The sequence below is a fragment of the Aeromicrobium sp. WCS2018Hpa-31 genome (assembly GCF_031843905.1).
GTDB lineage: Bacteria > Actinomycetota > Actinomycetes > Propionibacteriales > Nocardioidaceae > Aeromicrobium.
The window spans coordinates 1-17,872 of sequence record NZ_JAVTJF010000011.1 but is presented as its reverse complement, the minus strand read 5'-3'; the positions used below and the strand labels follow the sequence as shown (position 1 = coordinate 17,872).

Here is a 17,872-nt window from a genome sequence, read left to right as displayed (position 1 = left end):
GCGTGGCCGTGAGCATCCCCGACACCAAGCCCGCGCGCCAGCGGCTCATCATCGACCTGCTCGGGCGGACGGCGGTGCGCTCGCAGGCCGAGCTGGTCGCGCTGCTGCAGGAGCACGGCGTCACGGCGACGGCCTCCACGGTCTCGCGCGACCTCGTCGACCTCGACGCCGTCCGCGTGCGCAACTCCGCGGGCGCGCTCGTGTACGCCGTGCCGGCCGAGGGGGGCGACCGCACACCGCGCGCGGCCGAGGACGGGCCGGCGTCGCAGCAGCGCCTCTCCCGGCTGCTGCGCGAGCTGCTCGTGTCGGCCGAGGCGTCGGCCAACCTGGTCGTGCTGCGCACGCCGCCCGGCGCAGCGCAGTTCCTGGCCTCCGCCGTCGACCACACCGGGCAGACCGACGTGCTGGGCACCATCGCCGGCGACGACACGGTCATGATGATCTGTCGTGACCCGGACGGCGGCGCCGCCGTCGCGGCCCGGTTCACCGAGCTCGCCGAGCTCCCCACCGACACCCGATCCACCAGCGAGGGCACACCATGAGCGACACCGCCGACGACCCGACCCGCCCGGCTGCGGGCGACGACGCCGCAACGGGGGACTCCCGCCTGTGGGGCGGTCGCTTCGCCGGCGGTCCGTCGCCGGAGCTGACCGAGCTCTCGCGCTCGACGCACTTCGACTGGCGGCTCGCTCCGTACGACCTGCGTGGCTCGCGGGCGCACGCCCAGGTGCTGCACGCCGCAGGGCTGCTCACCGACGACGACCTGGCCGCGATGCTCCAGGGGATCGACGCGCTCGACGCCGACGTCGCCTCGGGTGCGTTCACGGCCGACCCGGGTGACGAGGACGTGCACTCGGCGCTGGAGCGCGGGCTCGTCGAGCGACTCGGGCCCGATCTCGGCGGACGCCTGCGGGCGGGTCGCTCCCGCAACGACCAGGTCGCCACGCTGTTCAAGATCTACCTGCGCGAGCACGCCCACCGGATCGGTGACCTGCTCCGGGACCTGGTGACCGCCCTGGCGGACCAGGCCGAGCAGCACCTCGGTGCGCCCATGCCGGGACGCACCCACCTGCAGCACGCCCAGCCGGTCCTGCTGTCGCACCACCTCCTGGCGCACGCGTGGCCGCTGGTGCGCGACCTCGACCGCCTCGCCGACTGGGACGACCGCGTGGCCGACGACTCGCCCTACGGGTCGGGCGCGCTGGCCGGGTCCTCGCTCGGGCTGGACCCCGAGAAGGTCGCGGCGAGCCTGGGGTTCACCGGCTCCACCGCCAACTCGATCGACGGCACGGCCGCACGCGACTTCGTGGCGGAGCTGGCCTTCGTCCTCGCCCAGGTGGGTGTCGACGTCTCCCGGCTGGCCGAGGAGATCATCCTCTGGAACACCAAGGAGTTCGACTTCGTCACGCTCGACGACGGGTACTCGACGGGGTCGAGCATCATGCCGCAGAAGAAGAATCCCGACATCGCCGAGCTCGCCCGCGGGAAGGCCGGTCGGCTGATCGGCAACCTCACCGGGCTGCTGGCCACGCTGAAGGCCCTGCCGCTGGCCTACAACCGCGACCTCCAGGAGGACAAGGAGCCGGTCTTCGACTCCGTCGACACCCTCGAGGTCCTGCTGCCCGCCTTCACCGGCATGGTCCGCACGCTCACGTTCCACACCGAGCGCATGGCCGCCCTGGCACCCCAGGGGTTCGCGCTGGCCACCGACGTCGCCGAGTGGCTCGTCCGTGAGGGTGTGCCGTTCCGCGTCGCGCACGAGCTCTCGGGCGCGTGCGTGCAGGAGTGCGAGCGCCGAGGGATCGAGCTGTGGGACCTCAGTGACGACGACTTCGCCCGCATCTCGCCCCACCTCACGCCCGGCGTGCGCAGTGTCCTGTCGCTCGAGGGCTCCATCTCCTCGCGCGACGGCCGCGGCGGCACCGCGCTCGTCCGGGTCGCGGAGCAGCTCGCGGAGGTCCGGGCGCGGGTGGCGCAGTGACGGCACCGCGCTTCCCGCTCGTCCGGTTCCGCGAGGGATATGACGCGGGGGAGGTGGACGCCTTCCTCGCCGACGTCGAGCCGAGGGTGACCGGCCGACCGGACGGGTCGGTCGCCGCCCTGATCCGCGAGGCGCGCTTCACGCCCGTACGACTCCGCCAGGGCTACGACATCGGCGCCGTGGACGCCCACCTCGACGCACTGCACGCCCGGGCGGAGCGGGGCTCGCCCAGGGCCTGATCGACGTCCCGCTCGCCGGGTCCACGTCGTTCACCGACCGTTCACGGGGGTCCGGCAGCATGCGCGGGTGCTCGACAGCGTGAGGGTCCCGGCCACGTTCCTGCGGTCGGGCCGCGCCGCACCTCCTCGGACCCTCGTGGACGTCCTGACCGCGACGGCCGACGCCCACGGCAGTGAGCCCGCCCTCGCGTGCGGCGACGTCGTGCTGACCTACGACGAGCTGCTCGAGACCGCCGGTGCCCTCGCAGACGAGCTGGGCTCGGTCGGTGTCGGCCGCGGAGCCCGGGTCGGGGTGCGCGTGTCCTCGGGGACGACGGACCTGCACGTCGCCGTCCTGGGCGTCCTCCTCGCGGGGGCGGCCTACGTGCCGATCGACGTCGACGACCCGCCGGAGCGCGCGACCACGGTGCTGCGCGAGGCCCAGGCCGACGCGGTCGTGACCGACGGCCTCGTCGTGCGCCGCCTCCGGGACGAGGTGCGCGGGTCCGGCGCGGTCGAGCCGCCGCGGCTCGAGGACGACGCCTGGATCATCTTCACGTCGGGCTCCACCGGCACGCCGAAGGGCGTCGCCGTCACGCACCGCTCCGCCGCTGCGTTCGTCGACGCCGAGTCGGTGCTGTTCTGCCAGGACGCCCCGCTCGGTCCCGGCGATCGCGTGATGGCCGGCCTGTCCGTCGCCTTCGACGCCTCCTGCGAGGAGATGTGGCTGGCGTGGGGGCACGGTGCGTGCCTCGTCCCGGCGCCGCGCTCGCTCGTCCGTAGCGGCGCCGACCTCGCCCCGTGGCTGGTCGCCAACGACGTCAGCGTGGTGTCCACCGTGCCCACCCTCGTACTCATGTGGCCGCCGTCGGCCCTCGACGCGGTGCGGCTGCTGATCCTCGGCGGCGAGGCGTGCCCACCGGAGATCGGCGAGCGCTTCGCCACCGCCGAGCGCGAGGTGTGGAACACGTACGGGCCGACGGAGGCCACGGTGGTGGCGTGCGGCGCGCGCCTGCAGCCCGGCGAGCCCGTGCGCATCGGACTGCCGCTGGAGGGATGGGACCTCGCGGTCGTCGACGACCAGGAGCAGCCCGTGCCGCCGGGGGAGACCGGGCAGCTCGTCATCGGCGGTGTCGGGCTCGCGCGCTACCTCGACCCCGAGAAGGACGCCGCCACCTACGCGCCGATGCCCTCGCTCGGCTGGGAGCGCGCCTACCGCAGCGGTGACCGCGTCGTGCTCGACGAGGACGGTCTGCTCTTCGCCGGACGGGCCGACGACCAGGTCAAGATCGGCGGCCGTCGTATCGAGCTGGGCGAGGTCGACAACGCGCTGCTGGCACTGCCCGGCGTCGAGGCGGCGGCCGCGGCCGTCCGCCGCTCGGAGGCCGGCAATACCGTGCTCGTGGGCTACGTGGTCGCCGACGCGGGCTTCGACGCCAAGACCTCGCGGTCGCTGCTGCGCGAGCGGCTTCCTGCCGCGTCCGTACCGAGGAAGGATCGCCCTCGTCGACGCGATCCCCGTCCGCACCTCCGGGAAGGTCGACCGCGACGCGCTGCCGTGGCCGCTGGAGTCGACGACGACCACGGCCCTCGACGGGACGGCCGCGCTGGTGGCCGACGCCTGGACCCGGATCCTCGGCTCGGCCGTCGGCGGGCCCGGCGACGACTTCTTCGAGGCCGGAGGGTCGAGCCTGACGGCGGCCCAGCTCGTGGCCCGGCTGCGCGAGACGCATCCGGAGGTGACCGTCGCCGACGTGTACGAGGCCCCGACCGTGGGTGCGCTCGCCGCCCGGCTGGACACCCTGACGACCCCGGCGGTCGTGCAGGCGCGCGAGGTGCGTCCCGTGCCGCGCCGGTCCGCGCTCGCCCAGCTGCTGCTCCTGCTGCCCCTGCGGGCGCTCGGCGGGCTCGTCTGGATCGCCTGGCTCCTCGTCGGCGTCCAGGTGCTCGCGGTCGGCACCGGCGCGACCTGGTGGCCCGAACCGGGCTGGCCGGCAGCGGCCTGCGCGGTCCTGGTGCTGCTCCCGCCCGTGCGGGCGCTGCTGGCCGCAGGGCTGGTGCGGCTCCTGCTGCGTCCGCTCACGCCCGGCATCCATCCGCGTGGCGGGCGTGTCCACCGTCGACTCTGGGCCGCCGAGCGCGTCGTCGAGGAGCTGCGCGTCGGGTCGCTCGCCGGCGTCGGGGCGCTCAGCCTGTTCGCGCGCCTGCTCGGCGCCAAGGTGGGGGAGGGGGTCGACCTGCACGCCATGCCGTCCCTCACCGGGCTGCTGACCCTGGGGCGCGGCTCCACCGTCGAGCCGGAGACGGACCTGTCGGGCCACTGGGTCGACGGCGACCGGTTGGTCGTCGGTCCCGTGCGCGTGCGGGCCGAGGCGCGCGTCGGCGTCCGCAGCACCCTGGGTCCGGGTGTCGTGGTCGGACGGGGCGCCGAGGTCGGCGCGGGGTCCACGGTGCTCGCGGACGTCCCCGACGACGTCTACGTCTCGGGCGCGCCGTCCGCGCGCGTCGGGGAGGCGCGTGGTCCGGCCGAGCGTCACACGGCCCCGCGCCGGCGCGGCTGGCCCACCGCCTACGCGCTCACCGGGGCGGCCCTGTCGGCCGTGCCGGTGGTCGCGGTCGGGCTCACCGCGGTCGCCGTCGCGGGTGCGGCCTGGTCGGTCGGAGGCCGGCCGGACGGCCTGGTCGCGGCGCTCACGCAGCTCGCCCTGCTGCTCCCGCTCGTGGCGGTGCTGTCCCTCCCGGTGCTGGCCGGACTCGTGTGGGCCGTCGTCAGGCTGGCCTCGCGTGGGGTGGTCGCGGGGGTGCACCCGATCCACGGCCGAGCCGCGTGGAGCGCCTGGACGGTGCTGCGCGTGCTGGACAGTGCCCGCGAGTGGCTGTTCCCGCTGTACTCGAGCAGCCTGACGCCGGCGTGGCTGCGAGCGCTCGGCGCCGACGTCGGGCGCGACGTCGAGGCCTCGACGGTCCTCCTGCTGCCGACGCTCACGTCGGTCGGTGACGGTGCCTTCCTCGCCGACGACACGATGCTCGGCATGTACGAGCTGGGAGGCGGCTGGCTGCGCGTCGAGCAGGTCAAGGTCGGACGGCGTGCGTTCGTCGGCAACTCCGGCATGGCCGCGCCCGGGCGGAAGGTCCCCGCCCGCGGCCTCGTGGCGGTGCTGTCGGCGGCTCCGCGGCGCACCAAGGCGAAGAAGGGGTCCTCCTGGCTCGGGAGCCCGCCCACCAAGCTGCGGCGGGTCGTCGGCGACGTCGACGAGGGCCGCACCTACGAACCGGGCCGACGTCTGCGCGTCGCGCGGGGCGCCCTCGAGCTCTGCCGCGTGCTGGCCGTCGTGGCGTCGGCCGCGCTCGGCCTCACCGCTGCCGCTGCCCTCCTGCTCGTGGCCGACACCGCGGGCTGGTGGCCGGCCGCGCTGGTGGCCGGTCCGGTGCTGCTGGTCGTGGGCCTCCTCGCGGCCGCCGTGGCGACGGCGGCCAAGTGGATCCTGGTGGGCCGCGTCCGGGCCACCGAGCACCCGCTCTGGAGCGCCTTCGTGTGGCGCAACGAGCTGGCCGACACGTTCGTGGAGGTCGTCGCCGCGCCGTGGTTCTGCCGGTGGGCCCTCGGGACCGCGGTGCTGCCGTGGTGGCTGCGCAGCCTCGGCGCGCGGGTCGGACGCGGTGTCTGGTGCGAGACGTACTGGTGGCCCGAGCCCGACCTGGTGACGGTCGGCGACGGCGCGACGGTCAACCGGGGGTGCGTGGTGCAGACCCACCTCTTCCATGATCGGATACTCAGCATGGACGAGGTGCGGCTGGACGCGGGGGCCACGCTCGGTCCCCACGGCGTGGTGCTTCCTGCGGCGCGGATCGGGCGACACGCCCGCGTCGGGCCGGGATCGCTGGTGATGCGCGGTGAGCACGTCCCTGCCGGGACCAGCTGGGTCGGCAACCCGATCGGGCCCTGGACCGACGCGACGGCGCCCGCGTGAAGCGCGGCTCCGGCGACGGATCCGTCGACGAGCGCTACGTCCCGCACCACGGCGACCCGACCTACACGGTCACGCACTACGACCTCGTGGTCGACTACGTGCCCGAGTCCAACCGCCTCACCGGCACCGCCGTCCTCCGGGTCCGGGCCGTGGAGCCGCTGCGGCGGCTGCGTCTCGACCTCGACGACCTGCGCGTGCAGAAGCTGCTGGTCGACGGCGTCCGCGCCAAGTACCGGCAGCACCGGGCCTGGGTGTCCGTCGAGGTCGGCCGCGAGCTGGCCGCGGGCGAGGAGGCCGAGGTGCTCGTCGCCTACGGCGGCCGGCCGCACCCCATGCGCGGCCTCGACGGCGACGCCGGCTGGGAGGAGCTGGAGGAGGGCTCGATCGTGGCGTCGCAGCCGCACGGCGCGCCCTCGTGGTTCCCGTGCAACGACCTGCCGTCGGTCAAGGCGCCGTTCCGGATGGAGCTCTCGGTGCCGCAGGCCTTCAGCGTCGTCGCGAACGGCTTGCCGGGTGAGACCCGCCGCACCGCCGGACGCACGATCCAGGTCTTCGACCAGCCCGAGCCCATGGCCACCTACCTCGCCACGGTGCACGTGGGCGACTTCGTCCAGGTCGACCAGGCCACGTCGCCGGTGCCGGTGGGCATCGTGGTCCCGCCCGACCGCCGCGAGCAGGCCGTGGCCGCGCTCGCCGACCAACCGGCGATGGTGGCCTACTTCCACGACGTCTTCGGGCCGTACCCGTTCGGCCGCTACCTCGCGGTGGTGACGCCCGACGACCTCGAGATCCCGCTCGAGGCGCAGGGGCTCTCGATCTTCGGGCCGAACCTGCTGCACGACGGCTGGGACGCCCAACGGCTCATCGCGCACGAGCTGGCCCACCAGTGGTTCGGCAACAGCGTCACCCTCGGCCACTGGAACGACATCTGGCTGCACGAGGGCTTCGCCTGCTACGCCGAGTGGCTGTGGTCGGAGGAGTCCGGGCGCGAGAGCGCCGACCAGCAGGCCGCGCACCACCACGCGAGGCTCGCCGAGAAGGACCAGGACCTCCTGCTCGCCGACCCGGGCCCGGACCTCATGTTCGACGACCGGGTCTACAAGCGCGGCGCACTCGCCCTGCACGCCCTGCGCAGGACCGTCGGCGACGACGCGTTCTTCGACGTCCTGCGCACCTGGACCGACCGGTTCCGGTACTCCAACGCCACCACGGCCGACCTCGAGCAGGTCGTCACCGACGTCACCGGCTCGCCCCGCGCCGACCTGTTCGACGCCTGGGTGAGAGGCACCGACCTCCCGGACCTGCCGTGAGCGGGACGGACGACGTCGCCGCACGGGCCGTGGGCCTGCTGGGGCGCGAGCTCCACGGGCACGACGTGACGGTGCGCATCACCGAGGTCGAGGCCTACGGGGGCGTGCTGGACCCCGCGTCGCACGCCTACACCCGCACGGAGCGTTCGGAGATCATGTACGGCCCGCCCTGGCGGCTCTACGTCTACCGGTCGTACGGGATCCACTGGTGCGCGAACGTCGTGACCGGTCCGACGGAGCAGGCCGCCGCGGTGCTGGTGCGGGCCGGCGAGGTCGTCCACGGCACGGACGTGGCGAGACGGCGGCGGGGTGAGGTGGCCGATCATCGGCTCGCCTGCGGACCGGGCAACCTGGCGAGCGCCCTGGGCATCACCGCCGCGGACCTCGGCACCGACCTGCTGGAGCCGTCATCGGGCGTGCACCTGGGACCTGAGTGCGGCGTCGAGCTCGACGTGGCGCGGGGGCCACGCGTGGGCGTCGCGAAGGCGGCCGACGTGCCGTGGCGGTTCTGGATCGCGGGGGACCCGACGGTCTCGGCCTATCGGCGTTCCCCGCGTGCCCCGCGGCCGTGACCGGAGTCGGCGCCGCTGGGCGTGGCCCTGGTCAGTGACCGAGGCGCTCGAGCAGCCGGTCGAGCGCGACGAAGGCCCCGACGAAGATCGCGCTGACGACGGACCAGCCGGCGTGCGGACGCGCGACGACCTGCGTCTGGGGGAGCGTGGCGACGGGCTGCATGCGGTGAAGCCTGCCACAGGTCCTCGGCATTGGGAAGGAGAAAGGCCCGATTGGCCTGGGCCGAAGGTCCCGCGTGCGACCGCTCGAGCAGGGCGTCAGGCCCGCCGGTAGCGGCGTTCCGGCCGACCCGCACCGCCGTAGCGCAACCTGACCTGCGCCTGGCCCGTGCCGACGAAGTGCTCGAGGTAGCGGCGGGCGGTGACGCGGGCGAGCCCCAGCCGCTCGGCCGCGTCGGTCGCGGACAGGTCGTCGCTCCCGTCGAGCAGCCCCTCCACGAGTCGGGCCGTCTCGCGGCTCAGCCCCTTGGGCAGTGCGGCCGGGCCCGAGGAGGCGCGAGCCGCGCCGAAGGCACGATCGATCGCCTCCTGGTCGGTCTCCCCGTCGCCGAGCGCGCGCAGGGCGCCTCGCACACGGTGCAGGCGCTCCACGAGGTCCTGCTGCTCGAACGGCTTGACCACGTACTGCATGGCACCGCCGGCGAGTGCGGCCCGCACCGTGTCGGCGTCCCGCTCGGCCGTCACCATGACCACCCCGGCGCGACTGCCCTCCTCGCGCAGCCGGGCCAGCACGTCGAGCCCGCCCAGGTCGGGGAGGTGGACGTCGAGCAGCACCAGGTCGGGGTCCAGGTCGGCGGCGAGCCGCAACGCCTCCTGGCCGTTGGCGGCGACGCCCACCACCTCGAACCCGTCCGTCAGCTCCACGAACCGGGCGTGCAGGCGAGCCACCATGAAGTCGTCGTCGACGACGAGGACCGACGTCACGAGGACTCCCAGGGCAGCACCACGCGGAACAGGCTAGGCCGCGACTCGTCGATCGTCACGGACCCGCCCCGTCGCTCGCACAGCAGGCGCACCAGGGCGAGGCCGATCCCGCGGCCGCCGAGGACCTCCGGCTTCGTCGAGAACCCTCGGACGAACACGGTCTCGCGCAGGTCGCGGGGGACCCCGTCACCGGAGTCCTCGACCTCGATCACGAGCGCGGTGTCGTCCGCGCGCGCGTCGAGCCGGACACGGGCCTGGGTCCGGCCCCGGCAGGCGTCGATCGCGTTGTCGACCAGGTTGCCCAGGATCGTCGTGGTGTCGGCCGAGAGGTCGGGTGGCAGCGGCGGGACCTCGCAGTCCGGCGCGATCTCGAGCAGCACGCCCGCCTCGTCGGCCTGGCTGCTCTTGGCGATGAGCAGCGCGGCCGTCGCCGGGTCCTCGACGTGGTCGGCGACGTCGCTCTCGCGGTCGGCGCGGACGCCGACGATGCGGGTCACCAGGGCCCGCGCCTCGTCCGGCTCGTCCAGCTCCAGCAGCCCGGAGATGGTGTGCAGCTGGTTCGCGAACTCGTGCGTCTGGGCACGCAGTGCGTCCGTGATCGACAGGTTGGAGCCCAGCTGCTGCTGCACCGCCACGAGCTCGGTGCGGTCGCGCATCGTCACGACGCTGCCGACCCCCTCGTCACGGGTCGCCGCGCGACGTCGGTTCAGCACCAGGACGCGCTGGCCGGTGACCACCACGAGGTCGCTGGCGTCGGCGGGATCGACGAGCAGCTGTGCGAGGTGCGGCTCGAGCCCGAGGTCGCGCACCGAGCGACCGAGGGAGGCGTCGTGCAGGCCCAGCAGCTCCAGGGCCGCGTCGTTGACCATGGTCACCCGGCCGGCCGGATCGAGACCGAGGACACCCTCGCGGATGCTGTGCAGCAAGGCCTGGCGGTGGTCGGCGAGCCGCGCGAAGTCGCGGGTCCCGAGTCCGCGCGTGCGACGACGGACGATCCGGGAGACGGCCCAGGACCCCAGGATGCCGAGGCCGGCGCCCACGCCGAGGAACAGCGCGAGGTCCGGTGCCGCGTTGCTGGCCCGTTGCCAGGATGAGGGGTACGTCTGCTCGACCAGCACGGCTCCGGCGAAGGTGCCCTCGTCGTCGAGGACGGGTGCGTGCCCGGTCAGCACGCGGGCACGGTCGGTCGTCACCGACCCGGTCCAGCCGCGTCCCTCGAGGACCCTGCTGTCGCCGAGCGCGGCGGTCGTCCCGATGAGTGCCGGCCGGGTGGACGCCACGACCTCGCCCCGGCGGTCGACCACGGAGGCCACGTCGGCACCGGAGAGCGAGACCGCCCGGTCGACCGCCGGAGCGAGCTCGCGTGCCGCGTCGGTCGACCCGACCCGGTCTCGCACGACCGCCACGTTGGCGAGGTACTCGGCGGCGGACCGGAGCCGCGCCCCGCGGTCGTCCTCGAACGACCGGGTGGCCTGCTGGAAGGAGAGCACGCCGACGATCACCAGCACGAGCGCGACGACGGCGAGCTGGAGGACGAGGAACTGACCGGCCAACGTACGTCGACCCGGTCGCGGCGACCACAACGAACACAACCTCCTTTGCGCACCCAATCGTGACGCAGGCCACGTCTGCGTCCATGCTCGGGTCGACCCACCAGGAGGTGTGATGGCCGACACAGGTCAGCGACGACCCGCACGTCGCCCCCGCAGGACACCGGACCGACGCCGCCGCTCGGCGGTCGTCGTGGCCCTCGTGCTCGCGATCGCCACCGCGCTCAGCGGTTGCGGCGTGACGCGCGGCGGCGACGACCCCGACAACCGGCGGTTCCGCATGATGATCCCGAACAGCCCCGGAGGTGGGTACGACCTCACGGGCCGTGCCGCGGCCCAGGTCCTCGAGGAGGACGGCCTCACGGGTCGGTTCGAGATCACCAACGTCATCGGCGCCAGCGGCACCGTCGCAATGCAGCGGCTGCTCAACGAGCGCGGTGCCGACGACCTCATGATGCTCATGGGGCTGGGCGTGGTGGGCGCGACCTACACCAACGACTCGCGTGCTCGCGTCTCCGACGCGACGCCCATCGCGAAGCTCGTCGAGGAGCAGGAGGGACTGCTCGTCCCGGCCGACTCGCCGTTCGAGACCGTCGACGACCTGGTCGAGGCGTGGAAGGCCGACCCGCGGTCCGTGACCGTCGGCGGCGGATCGTCGCCCGGCGGCCCCGACCACTTGTTCCCGATGCAGCTGGCCCAGGAGCTGGGCATCGACCCGAACGACGTCAACTACATCGCCTACGACGGCGGTGGCCCGCTCACGACCGCCCTCCTGGGCGAGAAGATCCAGGTCGGCACGTCGGGCCTCGGCGAGTTCCAGGGTCAGATCGACGACGGCTCGCTGCGCGTGCTCGCGGTCTCCGGCGAGGACCGGCTCGAGGGCATCGACGCCCCGACGCTCACCGAGTCCGGCATCGACCTGGTCTTCACCAACTGGCGCGGGATGCTCGCGCCTCCCGGGATCGACGACGAGACCCGCGCTCTCCTGACCTCGCTGCTCACCGAGATGCACGGCACGAAGGAGTGGCGCGAGGCGCTGAAGCGCAACGGATGGATCGACGCCTTCGCCACGGGCGAGGACTTCGAGACCTTCCTGACGGAGCAGGACGAGCGCGTCGAGTCGACGCTGAAGGAGCTGGGGCTGTCATGACCACCACCCATGAGACGACCACGGGCCCCGACGGTCCCCGGCTCGTCGACCGTGCCCAGTACGGGCTGGCGGCCTTCCTCGCCGTCGTCGGTGTCGTGGTCGTGGTCGACGCCACGGGCCTGCGACCCGGCTTCGCCGACCAGCCGGTGCAGCCGTCGCTGTTCCCCTACGTGGTCGGCACGGCCCTGGTCGTGCTGGCCGTCGCCCTGGCCGTGGCCACCAGTCGTGGCTCCGTCGCCGAGCCGGAGGGCGGTGAGGACATCGACCTCACCGAGCCCAGCGACTGGGTGACCGTTGCCAAGCTCGCCGGCGTCTTCCTCGCCAACATCCTGCTGATCGACGTGCTCGGCTGGGCCATCACCGGCGCCATGCTGTTCGCCGGCTGCGCCTGGGCGCTCGGCAGTCGCACGCTCCTCAAGGACGTCGCGATCGGAGCCGCCCTGTCGCTGCTCACCTGGTACGGCTTCTACGTGGGCCTCGGTCTGCCGATCCCGGCCGGTGTCCTGGACGGGGTGCTCTGATGGACATGTTCATGGACGGGCTCGCCAACGCGCTGACGCCCGAGAACCTGCTCTACGCCGTCATCGGCGTGCTGCTCGGCACGATGGTCGGCGTCCTGCCCGGCATCGGCCCGGCGATGACCCTGGCCCTGCTCTTCCCGATCACCTACACGGTGCCGGTCGACAGCGCGCTGATCATGTTCGCCGGCATCTACTACGGCGGCATGTACGGCGGCTCGACGACCTCGATCCTGCTCAACACACCGGGGGAGTCCTCGTCGGTGGTGACGGCCATCGAGGGGAACCAGATGGCCAAGCGCGGCCGGGCCGCGCAGGCTCTCGCGACCGCGGCCATCGGGTCGTTCGTCGCCGGCACCATCGCCACCGCCCTGCTCGTGCTGTTCGCGCCGAAGGTCTCCTCCTGGGTCGTCGACCTCGGGGCGCCGTCCTACTTCGCGATCCTGCTGCTGGCCCTGCTCGCCGTTTCCGCGGTGCTCGGCTCGTCGAAGATGCGTGGGTTCATCGCCCTCTTCCTCGGCCTCACGATCGCCCTGGTGGGCACGTCGACCGGACAGGCGCGCCTGACCTTCGGCAGCCCGCTGCTCGCCGACGGGCTCGACGTGGTCGTCGTCGCCGTGGCGATCTTCGCGATCGGCGAGGCCCTGTGGGTCGCGGCGCACCTGCGCCGACGTCCTCTGCAGGTCATTCCCGTCGGCCGTCCCTGGATGGACCGCAAGGACTGGGGCCGCTCGTGGAAGCCGTGGTTGCGCGGCACGGCGTTCGGCTTCCCGTTCGGCGCCCTGCCGGCCGGTGGCGCCGAGGTCCCGACCTTCCTGTCCTACATCACCGAGCGCAAGCTCTCCAAGCACCCGGAGGAGTTCGGCCAGGGCGCCATCGAGGGCGTGGCCGGCCCGGAGGCCGCCAACAACGCGTCGGCGGCGGGCACCATGGTGCCGCTGCTCGCCATCGGCCTGCCGACCACGGCCACGGCCGCGATCATGCTGAACGCCATCCAGTCCTACGGCATCCAGCCCGGACCGCAGCTGTTCGCCAACGAGCCAGGGCTCGTCTGGACGCTCCTGGCCAGCCTGTTCGTGGCGAACACCCTGCTGCTCGTGCTCAACCTGCCGCTGGCGCCGGTCTGGGCGAAGCTGCTGCGGGTGCCCCGGCCCTACCTCTACGCGGGCATCCTCTTCTTCGCCTCGTTGGGCGCCTACAGCGTGAGCTTCGAGCCGTTCGACCTCGCCCTCCTGCTCGTGCTGGGCTTCCTCGGCGTGGCGATGCGACGCTTCGGGCTCCCGGTCCTGCCGCTCATCGTGGGTGTCATCCTCGGCCCGTCGCTCGAGAACCAGCTCACGCAGGCTCTGGCCCTGTCCGGCGGCGAGGTCTCGACGCTGTGGAGCGAGCCCGTCGCGAAGATCGTGTACGTGGTCCTGGCGCTCGCGCTGGTCGCCCTGGCGGTCTCGACCGTCCGCGGCCGGTCCGCTCGCCGTCCCGAGAAGCAGGAGGTGTCGGCATGACGTCGACCGTGGTGGTGGCCTACAGCCCGGACGAGTACGGCGAGGCGGCGCTCGAGGCCGGCGCCGAGGAGGCGGGACGGCGAGGTGTTCCCTTGGTCGTCGTCAACGCGACGCGGGGCGACGCCTACGTCGACCCGCACTTCGCCGACGCCGACACCGTCGCCCGCCTGCGTGAACGGGTGGGCGAGGTCGAGGTGCTCCAGGAGGTCGTCTCCGACGTCGGGGGCGAGGTGGTCCGCGTCGCCGAGGAGCGCGACGCGGTGCTCGTGGTGGTCGGGATCCGGCACCGTTCTCCGGTCGGCAAGGCCCTCATGGGCAGCGTGTCGCAGCGGATCCTGCTCGATGCGCGGTGCCCGGTCCTGGCGGTCAAGCCGCGCGACTGAGCCGTCGGTCCGAGTGTGCGGTCGGGGGCGCCGGAGGTCCGGCGTCCCCGTGCTCACCTGGCGGGGGACGGTCCTGGTCGCGGCCCGGACGGCACGGCGCGACGCGCGCGGCCCCCTGGAGTCACTCGTGCGAGGGGTCGGCCACGGGGGCGTCCGGCAGGGCGCACACGCCGTCCTCGCAGGTCGCAGCGTCGTCGGCACCCACCATCTCCAGAGGCCCGCTCACGCCGAGCCCTCCGCCGCCTGGCGCAGGGCACCGAGGAGGACCTCGGGGTCCTGGGCGCCGGAGACGCCGAGCCGGTCGTCGAGCACGAAGAAGGGGACGCCCCGGATGCCGAGCTCGAGGGCACGCTGCTGGTCCGCGCGGACGTCGTCGAGGTGGGCGCCGCTCTCCAGTGCCGCCACGACCTCGTCGCGGTCCAGGCCGACCTCCGCCGCCAGGTCGGCCAGGTCGGCGACCCGACCCACGTGGCGTCCCTCGACGAAGTAGGCGGCCAGCAGCCGCTCCTTCATGGCCGCCTGCTGTCCGTGGGACCGGGCGAGGTGCAGGAGCTGGTGCGCCAGCACCGTGTTGGTGTGCTGCAGGGCGGCGAAGTCGTAGTCGAGACCCTCGTCGGCCGCCACGACCGTCATCTGGTCGAGCATGGTCACGACCTGGTCCCGCTGCATCCCCTTGTGCCGCGCGAGGAAGTCGACCTCGTCGCCCTCGAAGTCCACGGGGGTCTCGGGGGAGAGCTCGAAGCTGCGGTAGGTCACCGACACGTCGCCGCCCTCGGCGCGGAAGCGCTCGACGGCCTGCTCGAAGCGGCGCTTGCCGACGTAGCACCAGGGGCACGCCACGTCGGACCAGATCTGCACGTCCACGGTCATGGCCGCGTCAACGACGTCGGAGCGACGGATGTTCCCTCACCAGATCGATCGCAGCGGCTTGACCCGATCCATCAGCCAGGCCATCGCGAACGACACCACGAGCGTGATGACGACGGCCACCGGGATGCCGATGACCGGCGAGTCCTGGTACAGACGGCCCGTCGGTCCCTCGGTGCGCACCAGGTGCAGGACGAGGGCGTGCACCAGGTAGATGCGGTAGCTCACCGCGGAGAAGATCCCGATCCATCGTGGCGCGGGCTTCGTCCGCGTGGACGGACGCGTCATGAACGTGAAGACGCCCGCCGAGAAGAGGAGGACGGGCAGGTTCAGGTTGTCGTAGCCCCACAGCGACGGCTCCGGCTCGGCCTGCTGGCGCCACACCGCCAGCACCACCCAGACGAATCCCACGAGCGCCACCCCCGCGGGCACGACGGCGGGGACGCGGGGCGCGTGGTGGTAGAGCAGGAAGCCCAGGAGGAACACGCCGACGTAGCCCGTGGGGACGACGTCGATGAAGCCTCCGTACACGGTCGGCGTGCCCGACCACAGCAGCGGGAGGAACCGCTGGAGCAGCTCGATGCCGAGGATCAGCGCCACCGCGTAGACCAGGAGGGGACGGCGCTCGGCCGCCGGCCGGGCGGCGATCGGTCGCAGGAGCGGTGTCAGCAGGTACAGGCCGACGAGGACGTACACGAACCACAGGTGGTAGGCGACCGGTCCGCCCAGGGCGTCGCGCACGATCTGCACGGGCGCGGACGGGTCGGGCTCGCCGGCCGACCCGTTGATCAGCTCGGCGTCGCCGGTCCGCGAGGCCCACACCGCGAAGCCGACGTAGACGAGGCTCCAGGTCAGCAGGGGCACGGCGACCTTGCGGGTCTGGCGCACCAGGTCGAAGGAGCGCTCCGGCACCAGGAGCAGGGCCGCGGAGATCATGAAGAAGCAGTTGACGGCGAAGCGCCCGGCCGAGTCGTACACGTTCGCGGCGTTGACGTCGGAGAGGAACGCGGTCTGCTCGCCCAGACGGGGTCCGATGACGCCCGCTCCGCCGTGCAGCAGGACGACGCCGACGGTGGCGAGGACCCGGAGTCGGTCGAAGGAGTGAACGCGTCCCTGAGCCATGGCCGCGAGTCTCCCACAGGCGGCCGAGGGCGGACGCGGGTGCAGGCGAGGACGGCGAGCCGGGGACAATGGGCCCGGACCCACCCGTTCGACCTCCCAGGAGCTGTTTCGTGACCACTGCCGGAGGATCCGTCCTCGACGACCTGATCGCCCGCGGCCTCGTCGCGCACTCGACCGACCTCGAGGCGCTCCGAGCCGAGATGGACGCCGGTCCGATCGTCTACTACGTCGGGTTCGACCCCACGGCGCCGAGCCTGCACGTGGGCAACCTCCTGCAGGTCCTCACCGCTCGGCGACTCCAGCGAGCCGGCCACCGGCCGATCCTGCTCGTCGGCGGCTCGACCGGCCTCATCGGGGATCCCAAGGAGGCGGGGGAACGGGTCATGAACCCGCGAGAGACCGTGGCCGGGTGGGTCGAGCGCATCCGTGAGCAGGTGAGCCGGTTCGTCGACCTCGACGGTGACCGCGGCGCGATCCTCGTCAACAATCTGGACTGGACCGAGTCGCTCGGCACGATCGACTTCCTGCGCGACGTCGGCAAGCACTTCCCGGTCAACCGGATGCTCGCGCGCGACGTCGTGAGCAGCCGGCTCGAGAGCGGCATCAGCTACACCGAGTTCAGCTACGTCCTCCTGCAGTCCCTCGACTACCTCGAGCTGTTCCGCCGGCACGGCTGCGTCCTCCAGACCGGCGGCAGCGACCAGTGGGGGAACATCACGGCCGGGGTCGAGCTGGTGCGGCGGTCCGAGGGTCGACGTGTGCACGCCCTGGCCACGCCGCTCATCACGAAGGCCGACGGGACGAAGTTCGGCAAGACCGAGAGCGGCACGGTCTGGCTGGACCGCGAGCTCATGAGCCCCTACGCCTTCTACCAGTCCTGGATCCAGGCCGAGGACGCCAAGGTGGGGGAGTACCTGCGCCAGTTCACGTTCCTGGACGTCGAGGAGATCGCGTCGCTCGAGGCCGAGCACGCCGAGCGACCGGGGCTGCGGCTGGCGCAGCGTCGGCTCGCAGCCGAGGTGACCGCGCTGGTGCACGGCCCCGACGAGGTAGCGGCCGCCGAGCTGGCCTCGACGGCCCTGTTCGGCAGGGGCGAGCTCACCGACCTTCCCGAGCACACGCTGGCCGCAGCCCTGGGGGAGGCCGGCGTCGTGGAGCACGACCCGTCGGACACGGTGACGGACGCGCTCCTGGCCGCGGGACTGGTCGAGTCCCGCTCGGCCGCTCGCCGCGCCGTCGCCGACGGCGGCGCCTACGTCAACAACGAGCGCGTCACCGACCCCGAGCAGGTCCTCGGCGAGCTGACCACCGTGCACGGCTCGTGGCTCGTCCTGCGTCGCGGAAAGCGCCAGATCGCAGGCGTGAAGCTGCGCGCCTGAGCGACGTGGGCCTCGTCACACGGCGTCGATTTGACCCGTCGAGACGCGCTTTTGTACGGTTCTCATGTTGCACCGCACGACGGGGAGCAAGGCCGACAGGCCGGGCGCCCGGGGCGGAGCAGCCGCTCGAACCGAAACGGTCAACGCCAGGGCATCGCTGCCCGGAGACTGGCCGCCGACAACGGAGAGCGAGTGGCACGACCCGGGTTTGACCCGCGGTTCGGGGCCATGTAAGTTAGACGAGTTGCCCCGGTGGGGCAGGCCCGCACGGGTCGAACCATCGGTGTGCGTCTGATCCTTGAGAACTCAACAGTGTGCCAAAAGTCGACGAGATAATCAGTAGTAACCCTCGTCTGTGGTGTCGGGGCCCTTGTGGTCTTGATGCTGTGGCGAGTTTTGAAATTCCGACAATTGACTGTCAGCAG

At 72.9% G+C, this 17,872-nt stretch carries 16 protein-coding genes and 1 pseudogene; 12 read left to right on the top strand and 5 right to left on the bottom strand.

Annotation, left to right across the window (positions count from 1 at the left end; translation table 11 throughout):
* Window positions 1-2 precede the first annotated feature (2 nt).
* The 7 genes and pseudogenes from RQG84_RS14605 to RQG84_RS14575 all read left to right on the top strand — a co-directional run bounded on the left by RQG84_RS14605 (window position 3) and on the right by RQG84_RS14575 (window position 8,052).
* The gene (locus RQG84_RS14605; protein ID WP_311210594.1) at window positions 3-542 is read left to right on the top strand and encodes an arginine repressor; all 540 of its coding nucleotides are present in this window, start codon (window positions 3-5) and stop codon (window positions 540-542) included.
* The gene (gene argH, locus RQG84_RS14600) at window positions 539-1,981 is read left to right on the top strand and encodes an argininosuccinate lyase (RefSeq protein WP_311210593.1); all 1,443 of its coding nucleotides are present in this window, start codon (window positions 539-541) and stop codon (window positions 1,979-1,981) included. The genes RQG84_RS14605 and argH overlap by 4 nt, the downstream gene beginning before the upstream one ends.
* On the top strand, window positions 1,978-2,220 hold the full coding sequence (locus RQG84_RS14595) for a DivIVA domain-containing protein (protein ID WP_311210592.1): 243 nt from the start codon (window positions 1,978-1,980) through the stop codon (window positions 2,218-2,220). Before argH ends, RQG84_RS14595 begins: the two co-directional genes overlap by 4 nt.
* Before the next feature lie 67 nt (window positions 2,221-2,287).
* A pseudogene (locus tag RQG84_RS14590) lies at window positions 2,288-3,502 on the top strand (AMP-binding protein); the annotation flags it as partial.
* Window positions 3,503-3,809: 307 nt separating this feature from the next.
* Window positions 3,810-6,170 carry a Pls/PosA family non-ribosomal peptide synthetase gene (locus RQG84_RS14585; protein ID WP_311210591.1) on the top strand — a complete coding sequence of 787 codons (2,361 nt, stop codon included), beginning with the start codon at window positions 3,810-3,812 and terminating at the stop codon, window positions 6,168-6,170.
* Complete coding sequence (locus tag RQG84_RS14580) at window positions 6,167-7,480, top strand: M1 family metallopeptidase (RefSeq protein WP_311210590.1); 1,314 nt, start codon at window positions 6,167-6,169, stop codon at window positions 7,478-7,480. The genes RQG84_RS14585 and RQG84_RS14580 overlap by 4 nt, the downstream gene beginning before the upstream one ends.
* Window positions 7,477-8,052, top strand: coding sequence for a DNA-3-methyladenine glycosylase (locus RQG84_RS14575; protein WP_311210589.1), 576 nt, complete (start codon window positions 7,477-7,479; stop codon window positions 8,050-8,052). Before RQG84_RS14580 ends, RQG84_RS14575 begins: the two co-directional genes overlap by 4 nt.
* Window positions 8,053-8,083: 31 nt before the next feature.
* Here the strand turns inward: RQG84_RS14575 and RQG84_RS14570 are convergent, their stop codons facing one another.
* From RQG84_RS14570 to RQG84_RS14560, 3 genes are all read right to left on the bottom strand, one after another.
* The gene (locus RQG84_RS14570) at window positions 8,084-8,215 is read right to left on the bottom strand and encodes a hypothetical protein (protein WP_311210588.1); all 132 of its coding nucleotides are present in this window, start codon (window positions 8,213-8,215) and stop codon (window positions 8,084-8,086) included.
* Between the two features lie 95 nt (window positions 8,216-8,310).
* Window positions 8,311-8,976, bottom strand: coding sequence for a response regulator (locus tag RQG84_RS14565; protein WP_311210587.1), 666 nt, complete (start codon window positions 8,974-8,976; stop codon window positions 8,311-8,313).
* Window positions 8,973-10,529, bottom strand: a complete 1,557-nt coding sequence (locus RQG84_RS14560) for an ATP-binding protein (RefSeq protein WP_311210586.1) — start codon at window positions 10,527-10,529, stop codon at window positions 8,973-8,975. Before RQG84_RS14560 ends, RQG84_RS14565 begins: the two co-directional genes overlap by 4 nt.
* Before the next feature lie 112 nt (window positions 10,530-10,641).
* Here RQG84_RS14560 and RQG84_RS14555 point away from each other — a divergent pair, with 112 nt between their 5' ends.
* The 4 genes from RQG84_RS14555 to RQG84_RS14540 are packed head-to-tail and all read left to right on the top strand — an operon-like array spanning window position 10,642 to window position 14,079.
* Window positions 10,642-11,676: a tripartite tricarboxylate transporter substrate-binding protein gene (locus RQG84_RS14555; RefSeq protein WP_311210585.1), complete on the top strand. Its 1,035-nt coding sequence runs from the start codon at window positions 10,642-10,644 to the stop codon at window positions 11,674-11,676.
* Complete coding sequence (locus RQG84_RS14550; protein WP_311210584.1) at window positions 11,673-12,197, top strand: tripartite tricarboxylate transporter TctB family protein; 525 nt, start codon at window positions 11,673-11,675, stop codon at window positions 12,195-12,197. Before RQG84_RS14555 ends, RQG84_RS14550 begins: the two co-directional genes overlap by 4 nt.
* On the top strand, window positions 12,197-13,696 hold the full coding sequence (locus RQG84_RS14545; protein WP_082481947.1) for a tripartite tricarboxylate transporter permease: 1,500 nt from the start codon (window positions 12,197-12,199) through the stop codon (window positions 13,694-13,696). The genes RQG84_RS14550 and RQG84_RS14545 overlap by 1 nt, the downstream gene beginning before the upstream one ends.
* Window positions 13,693-14,079, top strand: coding sequence for a universal stress protein (locus RQG84_RS14540; RefSeq protein WP_311210583.1), 387 nt, complete (start codon window positions 13,693-13,695; stop codon window positions 14,077-14,079). Before RQG84_RS14545 ends, RQG84_RS14540 begins: the two co-directional genes overlap by 4 nt.
* Before the next feature lie 222 nt (window positions 14,080-14,301).
* Here the strand turns inward: RQG84_RS14540 and RQG84_RS14535 are convergent, their stop codons facing one another.
* Both RQG84_RS14535 and RQG84_RS14530 read right to left on the bottom strand, forming a co-directional pair.
* Complete coding sequence (locus tag RQG84_RS14535) at window positions 14,302-14,949, bottom strand: DsbA family protein (RefSeq protein ID WP_311210582.1); 648 nt, start codon at window positions 14,947-14,949, stop codon at window positions 14,302-14,304.
* 36 nt (window positions 14,950-14,985) lie between these two features.
* Window positions 14,986-16,068: an acyltransferase family protein gene (locus RQG84_RS14530; RefSeq protein ID WP_311210581.1), complete on the bottom strand. Its 1,083-nt coding sequence runs from the start codon at window positions 16,066-16,068 to the stop codon at window positions 14,986-14,988.
* Window positions 16,069-16,178: 110 nt separating this feature from the next.
* On the opposite strand from RQG84_RS14530, the gene tyrS reads away from it, so the two are divergent.
* Window positions 16,179-17,447, top strand: a complete 1,269-nt coding sequence (gene tyrS / locus RQG84_RS14525; RefSeq protein ID WP_311210580.1) for a tyrosine--tRNA ligase — start codon at window positions 16,179-16,181, stop codon at window positions 17,445-17,447.
* Window positions 17,448-17,872: the final 425 nt, after the last annotated feature.

What these genes read in the sequence shown, in the direction of transcription:
- argH (WP_311210593.1), top strand. Translation starts at nt 539, where the DNA reads ATGAGCGACACCGCCGACGACCCGACCCGCCCGGCTGCGGGCGACGAC.
- RQG84_RS14570 (WP_311210588.1), bottom strand. Translation starts at nt 8,215, where the DNA reads ATGCAGCCCGTCGCCACGCTCCCCCAGACGCAGGTCGTCGCGCGTCCG.
- RQG84_RS14555 (WP_311210585.1), top strand. Translation starts at nt 10,642, where the DNA reads ATGGCCGACACAGGTCAGCGACGACCCGCACGTCGCCCCCGCAGGACA.
- RQG84_RS14550 (WP_311210584.1), top strand. Translation starts at nt 11,673, where the DNA reads ATGACCACCACCCATGAGACGACCACGGGCCCCGACGGTCCCCGGCTC.
- RQG84_RS14545 (WP_082481947.1), top strand. Translation starts at nt 12,197, where the DNA reads ATGGACATGTTCATGGACGGGCTCGCCAACGCGCTGACGCCCGAGAAC.
- RQG84_RS14540 (WP_311210583.1), top strand. Translation starts at nt 13,693, where the DNA reads ATGACGTCGACCGTGGTGGTGGCCTACAGCCCGGACGAGTACGGCGAG.
- RQG84_RS14535 (WP_311210582.1), bottom strand. Translation starts at nt 14,949, where the DNA reads ATGACCGTGGACGTGCAGATCTGGTCCGACGTGGCGTGCCCCTGGTGC.
- RQG84_RS14530 (WP_311210581.1), bottom strand. Translation starts at nt 16,068, where the DNA reads ATGGCTCAGGGACGCGTTCACTCCTTCGACCGACTCCGGGTCCTCGCC.